The organism is Thioclava pacifica DSM 10166, from assembly GCF_000714535.1.
Lineage (GTDB): Bacteria > Pseudomonadota > Alphaproteobacteria > Rhodobacterales > Rhodobacteraceae > Thioclava > Thioclava pacifica.
The window spans coordinates 27646-42413 of the sequence record NZ_AUND01000023.1; the positions used below are offsets into that span (position 1 = coordinate 27646).

The following is a 14768-nucleotide window of genomic DNA, read 5'->3' on the forward strand; positions in this document are numbered from 1 at the left end:
CCCCTGCAATCCCGATTAGGTATACCAAGATGGTCGACCATATCAATCGCTTTCGAAAGGGGCCGCGCATGTCAGCATTGATCAAGGGGTTTCCCGAGGCTGTGACGATCACCGAAGTCGGTCCCCGTGACGGGCTGCAAAGCATCGCGCAATGGGTGCCGACCGAGGCGAAGATCGAGATGGTCAATGGACTTCTTGCCGCGGGGCTGCGGCAGTTCGAGGTGACCTCCTTCGTCGCGCCGCGCGCGGTGCCGCAGATGCGCGACGCCGCCGAGGTGCTCGCGGGAATCGACCGTTCCTTCGGGGCCGAGCTGACCGCGCTCGTGCCCAATGCCAAGGGCGCGGAACGCGCTGTCGAGGCCGGGGTCGACGCGATGGTCGTGTTCATGTCTGCCTCTGAGAGCCACAACCAGGCGAATGTGAATTGCTCACGCGAACGCTCGCTGGAGGGCTTCCGCGAGATCGTGCGGATCGCAGAGGCCGCCGGGATCGAGGTGAAGGGCGCGATCGCCACCGCCTTCGGGTGTCCCTTCGAGGGCAACGTTCCCGACAGCGCGGTCGCTGATCTGGCGAAGGCCTATGCGGATATGGGGATCCGGCGCATCACGCTGGGTGACACGACCGGCATGGCGACGCCGCCGCTGGTGCAATCGCGCTGCCGAACGCTGGCGGCTGAGGTGCCGGGCAGCGACGTGACGTTGCATTTCCACAATACGCGCGGCGTGGGTCTCGCCTGTGTCTACGCCGGGTTGCTCGAAGGGACCACGCGCTACGAATCGAGCGTCGGTGGGTTGGGCGGTTGCCCCTTCGCACCGGGAGCGACGGGCAATATCTGCACTGAAGATCTGATCTATCTGCTCGACGAATGCGGGGTGCAAAGCGGTGTCGACGGCGAGAAGGTCGCCGAGGTTGCGCGCCGGATGGAGGACCTTCTCGGGTATCCTCTGCCGGGGCAGGTGATGCATGCGGGGCCGCGCCTTGCGCTCAAGCCGCGCGATGCCGTTCGGTCTTCGAGCGGGAGTGCTGCCTGATGACGTTGCGCCCCCCGCTTGACGGTATCCGCGTGATCGATCTGACGCGCGTCCTCTCTGGCCCGTTCTGCTCGATGATGCTGGGCGATATGGGGGCCGAGGTGATCAAGGTCGAAACCCCCGATGGTGATCCGGTACGCCAGCAGGGCACGATCCGCGACGGGCTGTCTTGGTATTTCGCGAGCTTCAACCGCAACAAGAAATCCGTGACGCTCGATCTTTATCACCCGGAAGGCCGTGCCGTGTTGCGTCGGTTGATCGAAGGCGCGGATGTACTGGTGGAAAACTTTCGCCCCGGCGTGCTGGCGAAGATGGGTTTCGACAAGGACACGCTGGCAGAGATCAATCCACGGCTCGTGGTGGGTTCGATCAACGGGTTCGGCAGCACGGGACCTTATGTGGATCGTCCCGCCTTCGACTTCATTGCGCAAGCGATGAGCGGGCTGATGAGCACCAACGGCCCGCCTGGCGGAGAGCCGATGCGCATGGCGCAGCCGATCACCGATTTGCTCGCCGGGCTGTATACCGCCTTCGGGATCGTCTCGGCGCTGCGCGGACGCGATATCAATGGCACCGGGCAGGCGGTTGAGACCTCGATGGTGAACGGGGCGCTCTCTACCATGGCCTATATCGCCTCGGAATATTTCGCCGCCGGAAAGCTGCCCGAGAGGATGGGCAACGATCACCCGCTGGTCGCGCCTTACAGTCTCTTTGATGCCGCCGATGGCAAGATCGCGATTGCGCCTTCGAACGATACGATCCTGCAGCGGCTGCTCGACGCGCTGGGCCTTGGGACGCTCCTCAGCGATCCGCGCTACGACACGAATCCCAAACGCTTCGAGCGCCGTGACGAACTGCGCGCGTTGCTGAACGAGAAGCTCTCCGCTGACACGCAGGATGGCTGGATCGTGCGGCTCAATGCGGCGGGCGTGCCCTGTGGCCGGGTGCAGGATCTGCGCGAGGTGTTTGACGATCCACAGATCAGGGCACAGGAAATGGCGATTGATGTCGAGCATCCCGGCCATGGCACGGTGCGGATGCTGGGTTTCCCGGTCAAGCTCGACCAGACCGCCTGCGAAGTGCGATTGCCCGCGCCGGAACTTGGGGCACATACGCAGGACGTGCTGCGCGACGCGGGACTGTCCGAGGCAGAGATCGAGGCACTGTCAGCGGCGGGTGTTCTGGGGGCGCAAAACAGAAATTCTGCGCAGCAATAATTTTTCTGTTTCGCGAAATTTCCGAAAATTAGGATATCAATTGTCTCGTGTCGAGAAAGCAAATTCGATGCGGTTGAGATAGGTCTCACCGGGCCGCAGAACCGCGTCTGGGAAATCCGGCCGGTTCGGCGCGTCGGGCCAGGCTTGCGGTTCCAGGCAAACCGCAGGTGCGGCGTCAGCGCGTTTATCGGTGTAGAGTTGCAAGCCTGTTTGATCGCTCGAGAGCCGCAGCTCGCGGCCCGATTTCGGATCGTAAAGCGTGGCAATTTCGCGCAACTCTTCGGTGGGCTCGAGGCAGAAGCAATGATCGTAACCAGAACTTTTTCTGCGCAGCAAAACCTTCGCCTCGCGGAAGTCGAACTCTGTCCCCGAGACGGATTGCGGGGCGCCTGCGGGGAGTAATGCGGTATCGACCGGCAAGAAATGCTGCGCAGAAATTTGCAGCATGTAGTCGTCAATCGGGCCGCCGTCGGAGAGGTTGAAGAACCCGTGCGAGGTGAGCGAAACGGGGCAGGCGCGGGACACTGTTGCGCGGTAGGTGATGCTCAGCGTTGCGGGTGGGGTCAGAACAAAATCGGCCTCCACGCTGAGCGCGCCGGGAAATCCCTGATCCCCGTCGGGGCTCTCGAGCCGCAGGGTCAGCGCGCTCATCCAATGCGCGACGACTTCCCACTTGCGCCGATCGAACCCGTCCGTGCCGCCATGTAGGCAATTGGGGGGCTCATTCGCGCTCAGCGTATGCCGCTCCCCATTGAGCGTGAATCCGGCACCGGCGATCCGGTTCGCAAACCGCCCGATCGTCGCGCCGCGAAAGCTGCGCTGTCGCTTGTAGGCATTTGGATCGGGCAGACCGACAAGCACATTGCCCAGCACACCCGAGCGGTCCGGCACCTGCAAGCTGTGCAGCGTTGCGCCGAAGGGAAGGATCTCGGCACGCACACCGGAAGGCAGGCCGATGCACAGCGCCGGCATGTCGTCGACTTTCATCCCCATTCCCCCAAGATGCACAGGATCGTGACTTGCGTCAGGGCAGAATGCCATGACCGCTGGTACAAGCGCAGCGTTTTCGGGCCGCATGAGGCGTTTTGCCATGGGCTGACCCGAGGGAAGTTGAGTGGGGCATGGCGTCGCAAATTTACGATAAGCGTTTGTGTTTTCTTGGAGAAGGACCGCTCTGGCACCCCGTCAGAGATGCGCTTTTCTGGTTTGACGTTCTCGCCGGGCGCCTGTTGAGCCGCGACGGATCAGGCGCGCAAGAGTGGGAAATCGGGCAAATCGCGTCGGCGGCAGGCTGGATCGATTCGGAGACGCTTCTTCTTCTGACTGAAACCGGGTTGCGGCGTTTCGAAATCGCGACCGGCGCCCAGGAACCTGTCGCGGCGCTTGAGGCGGCCGATCACGGTCGGCGCGGCAATGACGGGCGCGCCGATCCGATGGGAGGGTTCTGGGCCTCTGTGATGGGCAAGGGGGCGGAGCCGGGGGAGGGGCGGATCTATCGCTATTATCGCGGCGCGGTCGAGCTTGTGTTCTCCGGCCTTACTATCCCCAACGCGATCTGTTTCGCGCCTGACGGGCGGCGCGCCTATTTCGCGGATACGCCAATGCAACAGATCATGACGGTAAGTCTCGATGCCCAGGGCTGGCCAGATGCGAAGCCCGAAGTTTTTGTCGATCTGCGGACCGAGGGGCTGAACCCCGATGGCGCGGTGACCGATGCCGACGGCGCCCTTTGGTCGGCGCAATGGGGTGCTGGCCGTGTGGCGCGTTACCTCCCCGATGGGCGCTTCGATTGCGCGATTTCGGTGGGCGGTCTGCACAGCTCCTGTCCAGCCTTCGGCGGGACGGATTATCGCACGCTCTTCGTCACCACGGCGCGCGAACATATCGCTGCGCCGGACGAGGCACAGGGGGTCGTCTATGCGGCCCGATCTCCGGTCGCGGGCCGTCCCGAACCGAAGGTTATTCTCTGATCACATCTCGGCGCGGGTCCTGCTCAGCAACTCGCCCAGTTTGCGAAAGAGCGGCGCCTTGGCCGAGGTTCCGCGCCAACCGAGCACGACGCGGCGCGGACAGGCATCGGGCAGGGGAGCGATGGCGATCTCCTGACCGCCGATGACGCCCGCATCAAGCGCGAGATTGGGCAGCAGCGTGATCCCCAGCCCCTCACTCACCATCGAGATCAGGGTGGGCAGCGAAGTTGCCGAGAAGCTGTCATCCTGCTCGATATCGCGATCAGGAAAGGCCGAAAGCGCATGGCGTTGCAGGCAGTGCCCCTTCTCCAGCAGCATAAGTCGTGCCCCGTCGAGCTGATCGCCGCTCACCGGGGACGGCCCAAAGCTGCCGGGTGGGGCGGCGAGGTGATAGCCGTCGTCGAATAGCTCCAGCACCTCGATGCCGGGGATGTCGAAGGGTTTGGCGAAGAGGATCAGATCGAGACGCCCGGTTTGAAGCCCGTCGAGCAGGTTCTCGGTCATCTCCTCGCGCAGGAGGAGCCGCAGCTCGGGGAATCTCTGGCGGATCTCGGGCAAGGCGCGGGGGATCAGGTAGGGCCCGATCGTCGGGATTGCGCCGAGCCGCAGATCGCCGCCTTCAGGCGCGCGCTGGACCGCCGCGAGGTCTTCGATCTCACGCGCCGCAAGCAGCACCGCGCGCGCCCGCTCGGCGATTTCCGCCCCGATCGGCGTGAGGATGACCGATCGCTTGGTGCGCTCGGCCAGTTGCACGCCAAGCCTGTCCTCGAGTTCCTTCAGCCCCGCCGACAAGGTGGGCTGGGTGACGAAGCAACTTTCCGCCGCGCGAGAAAAATTCAGCTCGTCCGCGATCGCGGTGAGAAAGCGCAGCTGGCGCAGGGTGAGGAGCGGAGTCATTATCGAAAACCTCTATAACAGAGATCATTATAATCAATTTCAACTATCAGAGGCCATCCCCTAAATCTCTCTCATCGAAACAGCGAACACGAAACGCGCAAGACAGATGGAGATGAAAATGACCGAAGTGACCCAACCGCAGATGCCGCAGCTGAACGCCCCCGCCCCGGCCTTCAACGCACCCACCACCCACGGCCAGAAGACCCTCGAAGATTACAAGGGCAAGTGGCTGATCCTGTTCTCCCACCCGGCCGATTTCACGCCGGTCTGCACCACCGAATTCATCGCCTTCGCGAAGAAGCAGGATGAGTTCGAGGCGCGTAACACCGAGCTGCTGGGCCTCTCGATCGACAGCCACTACTCGCACATCGCCTGGATGCTCAACATCAAGGAGAAGTTCGGCACCGAGATCAAATTCCCGATCATCGCGGACCTCTCGATGACCGTTGCGCAGGCCTACGGCATGATCCAGCCTGGGGCGTCCGATACCTCGGCGGTGCGCGCGACTTTCATCATCGATCCCAACGGTGTGCTGCGCGCCATGATCTACTACCCGATGGTTGCGGGCCGTTCGATCGACGAGATCTACCGTCTCCTGGTCGCGCTCCAGACCGCGGAAGAGCACAAATGTGCGATGCCCGAGAACTGGAAGCCAGGCGACGAAGTTATCGTCCCGACGCCCGCCACGCCGGAAGCCGCGCAGGCCCGTGCCGGTGAAGGCTTCAACACGGTCGACTGGTATTTCTCGACCCGTCAGATCTGATCCCGATACCCCGGCGGCACGCCGCCGGGGTTCATTTCCGCCCAAGGAGGAGCACGCCATGAGCCAGCAAGCCAATATCGACAGCCTGACCACTATTCTGGGCCAGACCTTCGGCCTTTATGTCCAGACCCACGGCTATCACTGGAATGTCGAGGGGCCGCAGTTTCGTCAGCTCCACGCACTCTTCGAAGAGCAATACCAGAACCTCTGGGAAGCGCTCGACGAGATCGCAGAACGGATCCGCTGCCTCGGGGCTTACGCGCCGGGGACGCTCTCGCAGTTGATGGCGCTGGCTGGCGACACGCCCGCGGGTGCGCAATCGGCCGAAGCGATGGTTGAGGCGCTGATCGCGGCGCATGGCGAGTTGGCTGAGCAGTTGCGCGAAGCGATCGCCACCGCGCAGGAGGTGGGCGACGAGGTCTCGGCGGGCATGCTCACCGACCGGCTGGAATGGCACGAAAAGGAAATCTGGATGATGAAGGCCTCGCGCGCCTGACGCGCGACCTCCCCGACATCAGCATCGAGACGAACGGCTGCCGAAACTTCGGTGGCCGTTTTCTGTCGTTGGGCTGTCATCGAACTGTTGCGCGAAATTCGCTCGAAAATGCGCGAAAATTTTCTATATTTATAAAAGCGAACATTGGCGAACGAGTCGCATGCCCGCGCTTGGGGATGCAGGAGACGAAAAAATGACGGCAAGAACGGACGCGGTGGACCTCTTCGTGATCGGCGGGGGGGTGAACGGCTGCGGCATCGCACGCGACGCAGCCGGGCGCGGGTTGCGGGTGCGGTTGGCCGAGATGGGTGATCTGGCGCAGGCGACTTCTTCGGCCTCTACCAAGCTGTTCCATGGCGGGCTGCGCTATCTCGAATATCTCGAGATCAAGCTGGTGCGCGAGGCGCTCAGCGAACGCGAAGTGCTGATCCGCGCGATGCCGCATATCTCCTGGCCGATGCGTTTCGTGTTGCCTTACAGCGCCGATATGCGCTTCGAGAGCGATACACCGGTCTCGAAGATGCTGTCCGCCGTGATGCCCTGGATGAAGGGCAAGCGCCCGTCCTGGATGATTCGCTCGGGGCTGTTCCTCTATGATCATCTGGGCGGGCAGAGACTGCTGCCGGGCACGAAACGGCTCGACCTGCGGGGTAGCCCCGAGGGCGCGCCGCTCAGGGACAAGTTCGTTCATGCGTTCGAATATTCGGATGGCTGGGTGCAGGATGCGCGGTTGGTCGTGCTCAATGCCCGCGACGCCGAGGCGCGCGGGGCTGACATCCGCGTGCAAACGAAGGTGATCGAGGCACATCGCGACGGCGGCCATTGGGTGATCACCACCGAAGGTCCGAACGGGCGCGAGGAACATCTTGCCCGCGCGGTAGTCAACGCGGGCGGCCCCTGGGTCGAGCAGATCCTGAAAGGCACGATGGGCAGCGCCAGCCGCGAGCATGTCCGCCTCGTGCGCGGCAGCCACATCGTGACCCGCAAGCTCTACGATCACGACAAGTGCTATTTCTTCCAAGGCTCGGATGGGCGGATCATCTTCGCGATCCCCTACGAGCAGGATTTCACCCTGATCGGTACCACCGAGGCCGCGCATGAGGGCTCGCCTCTGACGGCAGAATGTACCGAGGACGAGCGCGATTACCTGTGCGATTTCGCCTCGCAATATTTCAAGCAAGAGGTCACGCCCGACGATGTGGTCTGGACCTATTCCGGCGTGCGCCCGCTCTATGAGGACGGGGCCAGTTCGGCCACGGCGGCGACCCGTGAATATGTGCTTTCGCTCGATGCGCCCGCGGGTCAGCCCGCCGCGCTGCATGTCTTCGGCGGCAAGATCACGACCTATCGCCGTCTGGCCGAGGATGCGCTGGCCAAGCTCCGTCCGCATCTGCCCGGCATGGGCGGGCCGTGGACCAAGGGCGCGCATCTTCCGGGTGGGGATTTCACCCCCGAAGAGGTCGGCGCGAAGATCGCAAAGCTCTCGCAGGACTATCCTTTCGTGAACTTCAAATGGGCCGAGCGGATGATCCGCCATTACGGCACCGAGGCCTGGGATATCTTCGGTACGGCCAAGACCCCCGACGATCTGGGCCGCGATTTCGGCGCGACCCTGACCGAGGCCGAGCTGCGCTGGCTCGTGGACAAGGAATGGGCGCGCAAGGTCGAGGACGTGATCTGGCGACGCACCAAGCTGGGCTTGCGGCTCGATGCCGATCAGGTCAACTCTGTCGCCGCGTGGCTGGAGGAGCACGCAGGCTGACGCGCCAAACGGGAGGAGCACATGACCTATATTCTGGCAATCGACCAGGGCACCACGTCCTCGCGCGCGATCATCTTCGATGGCGATCTGCGCCCCATGGCCAGCGCGCAGCAGGAGTTCACCCAGCACTTCCCGCATTCCGGCTGGGTCGAACATGACGCGACCGAGATCTGGGAAAGCGTGCTGGCGACCTCCCGCAAGGCGATCGAGAAGGCCGGGATCGCGGCGTCCGATATCGCCGGCATCGGCATCACCAACCAGCGCGAGACCACCCTCGTCTGGGACCGCGAAACGGGCGAGCCGATCCATAAAGCGATCGTCTGGCAGGACCGCCGCACCGCCGAGTATTGCCGCCAGCTGCGCGAGGATGGGTTCGAGGAAACGGTGACCGCCCGCACCGGCCTTCTGGTCGATCCGTATTTCTCCGCGACCAAACTCCGCTGGCTTCTGGAGAACGTCGAAGGCGCGCGCGAGAAGGCCGAGGCGGGCAAGCTCGCCTTCGGCACCATCGACAGCTGGCTCATCTGGAAGCTGACCGGTGGCAAGGCCCATGTGACCGACGCGACCAACGCCGCGCGCACGATGCTTTACGACATCGCCAAGGGGCGCTGGTCCACGACGATTGCGGAGAAGCTGGGCGTGCCGATGGGGATGCTGCCCGAGGTCAAGGATTGCGCCGCCGAGTTCGGCGTGACGCAACCCGATCACTTCGGCACGGAAATCCCGATCCTCGGTGTCGCGGGCGATCAGCAGGCCGCGACGGTGGGGCAGGCTTGCTTCAAGCCCGGTATGCTCAAATCCACCTATGGCACGGGCTGCTTCGCGCTGCTGAACACAGGCGATCAGATGGTGCGTTCCGAAAATCGCCTGCTGACCACCATCGCCTATCAGCTCGACGGCAAGGTGACCTATGCGCTTGAAGGCTCGATCTTCATCGCGGGCGCGGTGGTGCAATGGCTGCGCGACGGGCTGAAGATCATCGAGGCCGCCGATCAGACGCAAAGCCTCGCCGACGCCGCCGACCCCGAGCAGGAAGTGATCATCGTTCCAGCCTTCACCGGTCTTGGCGCGCCCTATTGGAACCCTGATTGCCGTGGCGCGGTCTTTGGCCTGACCCGCAATTCCGGCCCCGCCGAGTTTGCCCGTGCCGCGCTGGAATCGGTCGGTTTCCAGACCCGCGACCTGCTGGAGGCGATGCAAGCCGACTGGTCCGACGATGCGCGCCCCACGCTCCGCGTCGATGGCGGCATGACCGCGTCGGACTGGGCGATGCAGTTCCTCTCGGACATCCTTGGCGCGCCGGTGGATCGTCCGAAAGTGCTGGAGACGACGGCTCTCGGCGCGGCATGGCTCGCGGGCTACAAGGCGGGGCTTTACCCCGAACCGGAGGAATTCGCGAAATCCTGGGCGCTCGACCGCAATTTCATAGCGCAAATGACTGAGGAGCGCCGCGAAGCGCGCTATGCCGCGTGGAAAAAAGCGGTTCAGGCGACGATCGCAGCGGTTTGAGCGGGATGGAATAGGTCAGACCCTCTTTCCCTTCCTCTCGTTTTGCTCTTTCCTGTCGAGGTCCGACAGAAATGGAGCCTCCCGATGACCCGCTACCCCCGCGACCTGCGCGGCTATGGCCGCACCACCCCAGACCCGCAATGGCCCGGCGGTGCGCGCGTGGCGATCTCGATGGTGCTCAATTTCGAAGAGGGCGGGGAAAACTGCATCCTGCATGGCGATGCGGCCTCTGAAGCCTTCCTGTCGGATATTGCGGGCGCTGCGCAATGGCCCGGCCAGCGGCACTGGAACATGGAGTCGATCTACGAATATGGCGCGCGCGCCGGATTCTGGCGACTTCACCGCCTCTTCACCGGGTTGAACGTGCCGCTGACGATCTATGGGGTCGCCACTGCGCTCGCCCGTGCTCCCGAACAGGTCGCCGCGATGAAAGAGGCGGGTTGGGAGATCGCCTCGCACGGCCTGAAATGGGTCGAGCACAAGGATATGGCTGAGGAAGAGGAGCGTCGGCAGATCGCCGAGGCCATCCGCCTGCATACCGAGGTCGTGGGCGAGCGCCCGCGCGGCTGGTATACGGGGCGCTGCTCGGTCAACACCGTGCGCCTGACCGCCGAAGAGGGCGGGTTCGACTGGATCTCCGATACCTATGACGACGACCTGCCCTATTGGCTTGAGGTTGGCGCGCGTGACCAGCTCGTGATCCCCTACACGCTCGAGGCCAATGATATGCGCTTTGCGACGGCGCCGGGCTATATCGAGGGCGAGCAGTTCTTCACCTATCTCAAGGACAGCTTCGATACGCTCTATGCCGAGGGGCTGGAAGGCGCGCCCAAGATGTTCTCGGTCGGGCTCCACAATCGCCTGATCGGGCGCCCCGGCAAAGTGGCGGGGCTGAAGCGCTTCCTCGACTATGCGCTCTCGCATGAAGGTGTCTGGTTCGCGACCCGTGGCGAGATCGCCGCGCATTGGGCCGCGACCCACCCCCATACCCGCCGCGAACGTCCGAGCCAGATGGCCCGCGCCCGCTTCGTCGAAGCTTTCGGCAGCATCTACGAGCACTCGCCCTGGATCGCGCAGCGCGCCTACGATCTGGAACTCGGGCCCGCACATGACTCGGTCGAGGGCACGGCCTCGGCGCTTGCCCGCATCTTCCGTTCCGCCTCCGACTCCGAGCGTCTCGGCGTGCTGACCGCCCACCCCGATCTCGCGGGCAAACTCGCGCAAGCCAAACGCCTCACCGCCGAAAGTACCTCCGAACAAGCAAGCGCCGGTCTCGATGCGCTGACCGATGACGAGCGGACCACCTTCGAGGCCCTCAACAAGGACTATACGGAAAAATTCGGTTTCCCCTTCATCATTGCGGTAAAAGACAATACGAAGGCATCAATCCTCCACGCCTTCCGTCGCCGACTCGATCACGATCGCGACACGGAATTCGCCGAGGCCTGTCGTCAGGTCGAGCGGATCGCGTGGCATCGCCTGAACGCCATGGACCTTTGATGGAATATACTTACTTCGCTCCCACCGGGGGCCTGCCCGACCAGAACCAGCGCGCCCGCGAGCGCGCCCAGTTCAACTCCTCCTACGCGGTGATCCCGCGCGGGGTGCTCTCCGACATCACCATCTCGTTGCTGCCCGGCTGGGAGCGAACCCGCGCCTGGGTGCTCGCCCGCCCGCTCTCGGGCTTCGCCGAGACCTTTGCCGAACTGATCGTCGAAGTGGCCCCGGGCGGCGGCTCGGACACTCCCGAACCCGATCCGGAAGGCGAGGGTGTGATCTTGCTGCTTGCAGGTGGGATGCGCCTCGTGATCAACGGCATCGGTAACGAACTGGAACCGGGCGGATACGCCTATCTCGCGCCCGGCGCGAAATGGTCGGTCGCCAATGACCATGACACGCCCGCGACCTTCATCTGGGTGCGAAAGCGCTATGAACGCGTGCCGGGTATCGACGCGCCCGACAGCTTCGTCACCGCCGATCATGAGAAACCGCCGCAGGAAATGCCCAATACCTCCGGCTACTGGTCGACCTCGCGCTTCGTCGATCCGAACGACCTGCGCCACGACATGCATGTGAATATCGTCACCTTCATGCCCGGCGGCACCATCCCCTTCGCGGAAACCCACGTGATGGAGCACGGCATCTACGTGCTGCAGGGCCGCGGCGTCTACCTGCTCAACCAGGACTGGATCGAGGTCGAGGAGGGCGATTTCATGTGGCTGCGCGCGTTCTGCCCGCAAGCCTGCTACGCCGCAGGCCGCCGCCCGTTCCGCTACCTGCTCTACAAGGACGTGAACCGCCACCCGAAGCTCGGCTCACCCTTCCCGGGCTGAGGCTTCTTCTTGACGAAAATAGCTCGGGGGTGAGGGCGCAAGCCCGAGGGGGCAGAGCCCCCTTCGCCCCCTCCCACCGGAGGCCTGCGATGCAGATCAAAGCAGACCCGCTCACCCCCGAAGGTTTCGCTCCCTTCGGCGATGTTCTCGACGCCACCGGCGGCCCGGACAAGATCATCAATGCCGGGCTCTGCGGGCGTTACCACGATCGCGCGCGTCTCGATTTCGGACCCGAGACAGGCGGTCGTGCCGGGATCTCGATCTTCAAGGCTGAGCCCCGGTCTCTGCCCTATCTTTGCGACCTTCTCGAACGCCACCCCGAGGGAAGCCAGGCCTTCATCCCGATGAGCGCTGACCCCTTCCTCGTCATCGTCGCCCCCGATGATCGCGGGCAACCGGGGCAGCCCCGCGCGTTCCTCACCAACGGGGCGCAGGCAATCAACCTGCATCGCGGCACATGGCACGGGGTTCTGACGCCGCTGGCGGCCCCCGGCCTCTTCGCCGTCATCGACCGCATCGGGAACACCGCGAACCTCGAGGAATACCCGCTCGCCGATCCCTTTACCGTGATCGCCTGACCCTCTCCGAAAGGGGGCATGGACACTTCCCGCGATCTTTCCCAAGCTGCCCCAAATCGCTTGGGGAGGAGCAACAGATGAAAACGCGGATCGCACTCTTGCGCGAAATGGGCAAGGCACGCCCCTATTCCGACAGCAAGCCGCTGGAGATCGTGGAGGCCGAGCTGGACGATCCCGGACCGGGCGAGCTGCTCATCAAGATGGCCGCGGCGGGCCTGTGCCACTCGGACCTTTCGGTCATCAACGGCGACCGCCCGCGCGACATGCCCGTGGCGCTGGGCCATGAGGCGGCTGGCGTGGTCGAGGCGGTCGGCCCCCATGTCACCCGTTTTTCCCCCGGCGATCACGTCGTGCTGGTTTTCGCACCCTCCTGCGGTCATTGCGTGCCCTGCGCCGAAGGCCGCCCCGCGCTGTGCGAGCCCGCCGCCGTCGCGGCCGGCAAAGGCGCGCTGATCACCGGATCGAAACGCATCTCGGTCGGCGGTGAGCACGTGAACCACCATATCGGCGTCTCGGCCTTCTCCGATTACGCCGTGGTGTCCGAAGCCTCCTGCGTGAAGATCGACAAGTCGATCCCGCTCGATCAGGCGGCACTTCTGGGCTGCGCGGTGCTGACTGGCGTCGGGGCGGTGCTGAACTCGGGCGGGCTGAAGACGGGGCAAAGCTGCGCCGTCGTGGGGCTGGGCGGCGTCGGGCTCGCCGGGCTCTTGGGCGCCATCGCGGCGGGCGCGCGCACCATCGTCGCCGTCGATCTGGCCAAGGACAAGCGCGACCTCGCCCTCAAGCTCGGCGCGACCCATGTCATCGACCCGACCGAGGAAGGCGCGGTGCAAAAGCTGCGCGACCTCACCGGCGGTGGCGTCGATCTGGCCGTCGAACTCGCCGGCGCGGTCCCGGCGCTGCAATTCGCCTATGCGATCACCCGGCGCGGCGGCACGACCGTCACGGCGGGCCTGCCCAACCCGCAGGCGGAATTCAAGATCCCCGCCGTATCGCTCACCGCGAACGAGCACGCGTTGAAAGGCTCCTATATGGGCTCTTGCGTGCCGGTCCGCGACATCCCGCGTTTCGCGCAGATGATGGTGCAGGGCCAGCTTCCGATCCCGGAGCTGATGACCCATCGCCTCAAGCTCGAAGAGATCAACGAAGGCTTCGAGCGGCTCGCCGCGGGCGAGGCGATCCGGCAGGTCATCATCTTCGACTAGGCGCCGATCTCGGCGCGCAGCCAGTCGCGGAAGGCGCTCACATGCGGCGCCTCCCGCGCACGCTCGGGCAGGATCAGCGCGTAGCTCTCGCCGGTCGCGAAGCGGCGCGGGCTCGCCTGCACCAGCCGCCCCGAGGCCAGCGCCCCTTGCGCGATGATCGCGGGCACTAGCCCCAGCCCCATCCCTGCGCTCGCCGCATCGAGGATCATGTCGAAATGATCGAAGCGCGCCCCGCGCAGGATGCGCCGCGCGTCCCGCCCGCTCTCGCGAAACCAGTCGAGCCAGAGCGTCGGCCGTGTCGATTGCTGCAACAAGGGCAGGTCCAGAACGGCCTCGTCATCCAGCACCGCCCGCCCCGCCATCAGCTGCGGCGCGGCCACCACGATCAGCTCTTCGGCGACGAGGCTTTCGATCTCCGCGCCGATCTGTTCATGCCTTGAGCGCATGATCGCGAGGTCGAACGGGTCCCGCTCGAAATCGACGGGCAGCAGCCGCGCGCTCAGATCGAGGCTCACCTGCGGCTGTGCCGCCTCGAAGCCAGCCAGACGCGGGATCAGCCAGCTGCGCGCAAAGCTCGGCAGTACCGCCATGCGCAGCACCGCCTGTGCGCCACCAAAGGCCATCGCCCCCATCGCCGCCGTGTCGATCCGGCCCAGAATATCCTCCGCCTGCGCCAGGAAAACCTGACCTGCAGGCGAAAGCACGAGCCGCTTGCGCACCCGGTCGAACAGCGCCACGCCCAGCCGTTCCTCGAGCGTCCCGAGCGAACGCGACACCGCCGATTGCGTCAGGTTCAACTCCGCCGCCGCCCGCGTCGTCGTGCCAAAGCGCGCGCAGGCGGCAAAGGCCTGCAGCTCGTTGATCGTGGGGGTGTAGCTCTTGCGCATGGTCCGGGACTGTCCGTCGGGTCTCGGGGTAGATCATGCGCAAAACTCATCACTATCGCAAATTTAATCGTTTGCGCCGCGCGCACCGATCCCTAGAGTCCGGCGAAAGAGTTTCAACGC

Annotated in this window: 14 protein-coding genes; 11 read left to right on the forward strand and 3 right to left on the reverse strand. The window is 64.4% G+C overall.

The window, feature by feature from the left end; all coding sequences use genetic code 11:
• Positions 1-68: 68 nt before the first annotated feature.
• Positions 69-1031, forward strand: coding sequence for a hydroxymethylglutaryl-CoA lyase (locus TP2_RS09450; RefSeq protein ID WP_038076591.1), 963 nt, complete (start codon positions 69-71; stop codon positions 1029-1031).
• Positions 1031-2248 (forward strand): CaiB/BaiF CoA transferase family protein, encoded by a 1218-nt coding sequence (locus TP2_RS09455; protein ID WP_038076593.1) that lies wholly within the window; start codon positions 1031-1033, stop codon positions 2246-2248. Before TP2_RS09450 ends, TP2_RS09455 begins: the two co-directional genes overlap by 1 nt.
• Positions 2249-2284: 36 nt before the next feature.
• Here the strand turns inward: TP2_RS09455 and TP2_RS09460 are convergent, their stop codons facing one another.
• Positions 2285-3235, reverse strand: a complete 951-nt coding sequence (locus tag TP2_RS09460) for an aldose epimerase family protein (protein WP_051692431.1) — start codon at positions 3233-3235, stop codon at positions 2285-2287.
• A 134-nt stretch (positions 3236-3369) separates the two neighbouring features.
• Here TP2_RS09460 and TP2_RS09465 point away from each other — a divergent pair, with 134 nt between their 5' ends.
• On the forward strand, positions 3370-4218 hold the full coding sequence (locus TP2_RS09465; protein WP_038076595.1) for an SMP-30/gluconolactonase/LRE family protein: 849 nt from the start codon (positions 3370-3372) through the stop codon (positions 4216-4218).
• Here TP2_RS09465 and TP2_RS09470 read toward each other — a convergent pair whose 3' ends face one another.
• On the reverse strand, positions 4219-5115 hold the full coding sequence (locus tag TP2_RS09470; protein ID WP_038076597.1) for a hydrogen peroxide-inducible genes activator: 897 nt from the start codon (positions 5113-5115) through the stop codon (positions 4219-4221).
• Positions 5116-5233: 118 nt separating this feature from the next.
• On the opposite strand from TP2_RS09470, the gene TP2_RS09475 reads away from it, so the two are divergent.
• From TP2_RS09475 to TP2_RS09510, 8 genes are all read left to right on the forward strand, one after another.
• Positions 5234-5878, forward strand: coding sequence for a peroxiredoxin (locus TP2_RS09475; protein WP_038077595.1), 645 nt, complete (start codon positions 5234-5236; stop codon positions 5876-5878).
• A gap of 58 nt (positions 5879-5936) precedes the next feature.
• Entirely contained in the window at positions 5937-6374 is a 438-nt protein-coding gene (locus tag TP2_RS09480; RefSeq protein WP_038076601.1) for a Dps family protein, read from the forward strand.
• A gap of 193 nt (positions 6375-6567) precedes the next feature.
• Positions 6568-8136, forward strand: a complete 1569-nt coding sequence (gene glpD / locus TP2_RS09485) for a glycerol-3-phosphate dehydrogenase (RefSeq protein WP_038076604.1) — start codon at positions 6568-6570, stop codon at positions 8134-8136.
• 21 nt (positions 8137-8157) lie between these two features.
• On the forward strand, positions 8158-9645 hold the full coding sequence (gene glpK / locus TP2_RS09490) for a glycerol kinase GlpK (RefSeq protein ID WP_038076607.1): 1488 nt from the start codon (positions 8158-8160) through the stop codon (positions 9643-9645).
• Positions 9646-9729: 84 nt separating this feature from the next.
• A complete protein-coding gene (puuE, locus tag TP2_RS09495; RefSeq protein ID WP_038076611.1) occupies positions 9730-11145 on the forward strand; it encodes an allantoinase PuuE in 1416 nt (471 codons plus the stop codon).
• Entirely contained in the window at positions 11145-11978 is an 834-nt protein-coding gene (locus TP2_RS09500) for a bifunctional allantoicase/(S)-ureidoglycine aminohydrolase (RefSeq protein ID WP_038076613.1), read from the forward strand. The genes puuE and TP2_RS09500 overlap by 1 nt, the downstream gene beginning before the upstream one ends.
• Before the next feature lie 89 nt (positions 11979-12067).
• A complete protein-coding gene (locus tag TP2_RS09505) occupies positions 12068-12556 on the forward strand; it encodes an ureidoglycolate lyase (RefSeq protein WP_038076615.1) in 489 nt (162 codons plus the stop codon).
• Positions 12557-12633: 77 nt separating this feature from the next.
• The gene (locus TP2_RS09510) at positions 12634-13761 is read left to right on the forward strand and encodes a zinc-dependent alcohol dehydrogenase family protein (protein WP_038076617.1); all 1128 of its coding nucleotides are present in this window, start codon (positions 12634-12636) and stop codon (positions 13759-13761) included.
• Here TP2_RS09510 and TP2_RS09515 read toward each other — a convergent pair.
• Positions 13758-14648 (reverse strand): LysR substrate-binding domain-containing protein, encoded by an 891-nt coding sequence (locus TP2_RS09515; RefSeq protein ID WP_038076622.1) that lies wholly within the window; start codon positions 14646-14648, stop codon positions 13758-13760. The genes TP2_RS09510 and TP2_RS09515 overlap by 4 nt on opposite strands.
• Positions 14649-14768: the final 120 nt, after the last annotated feature.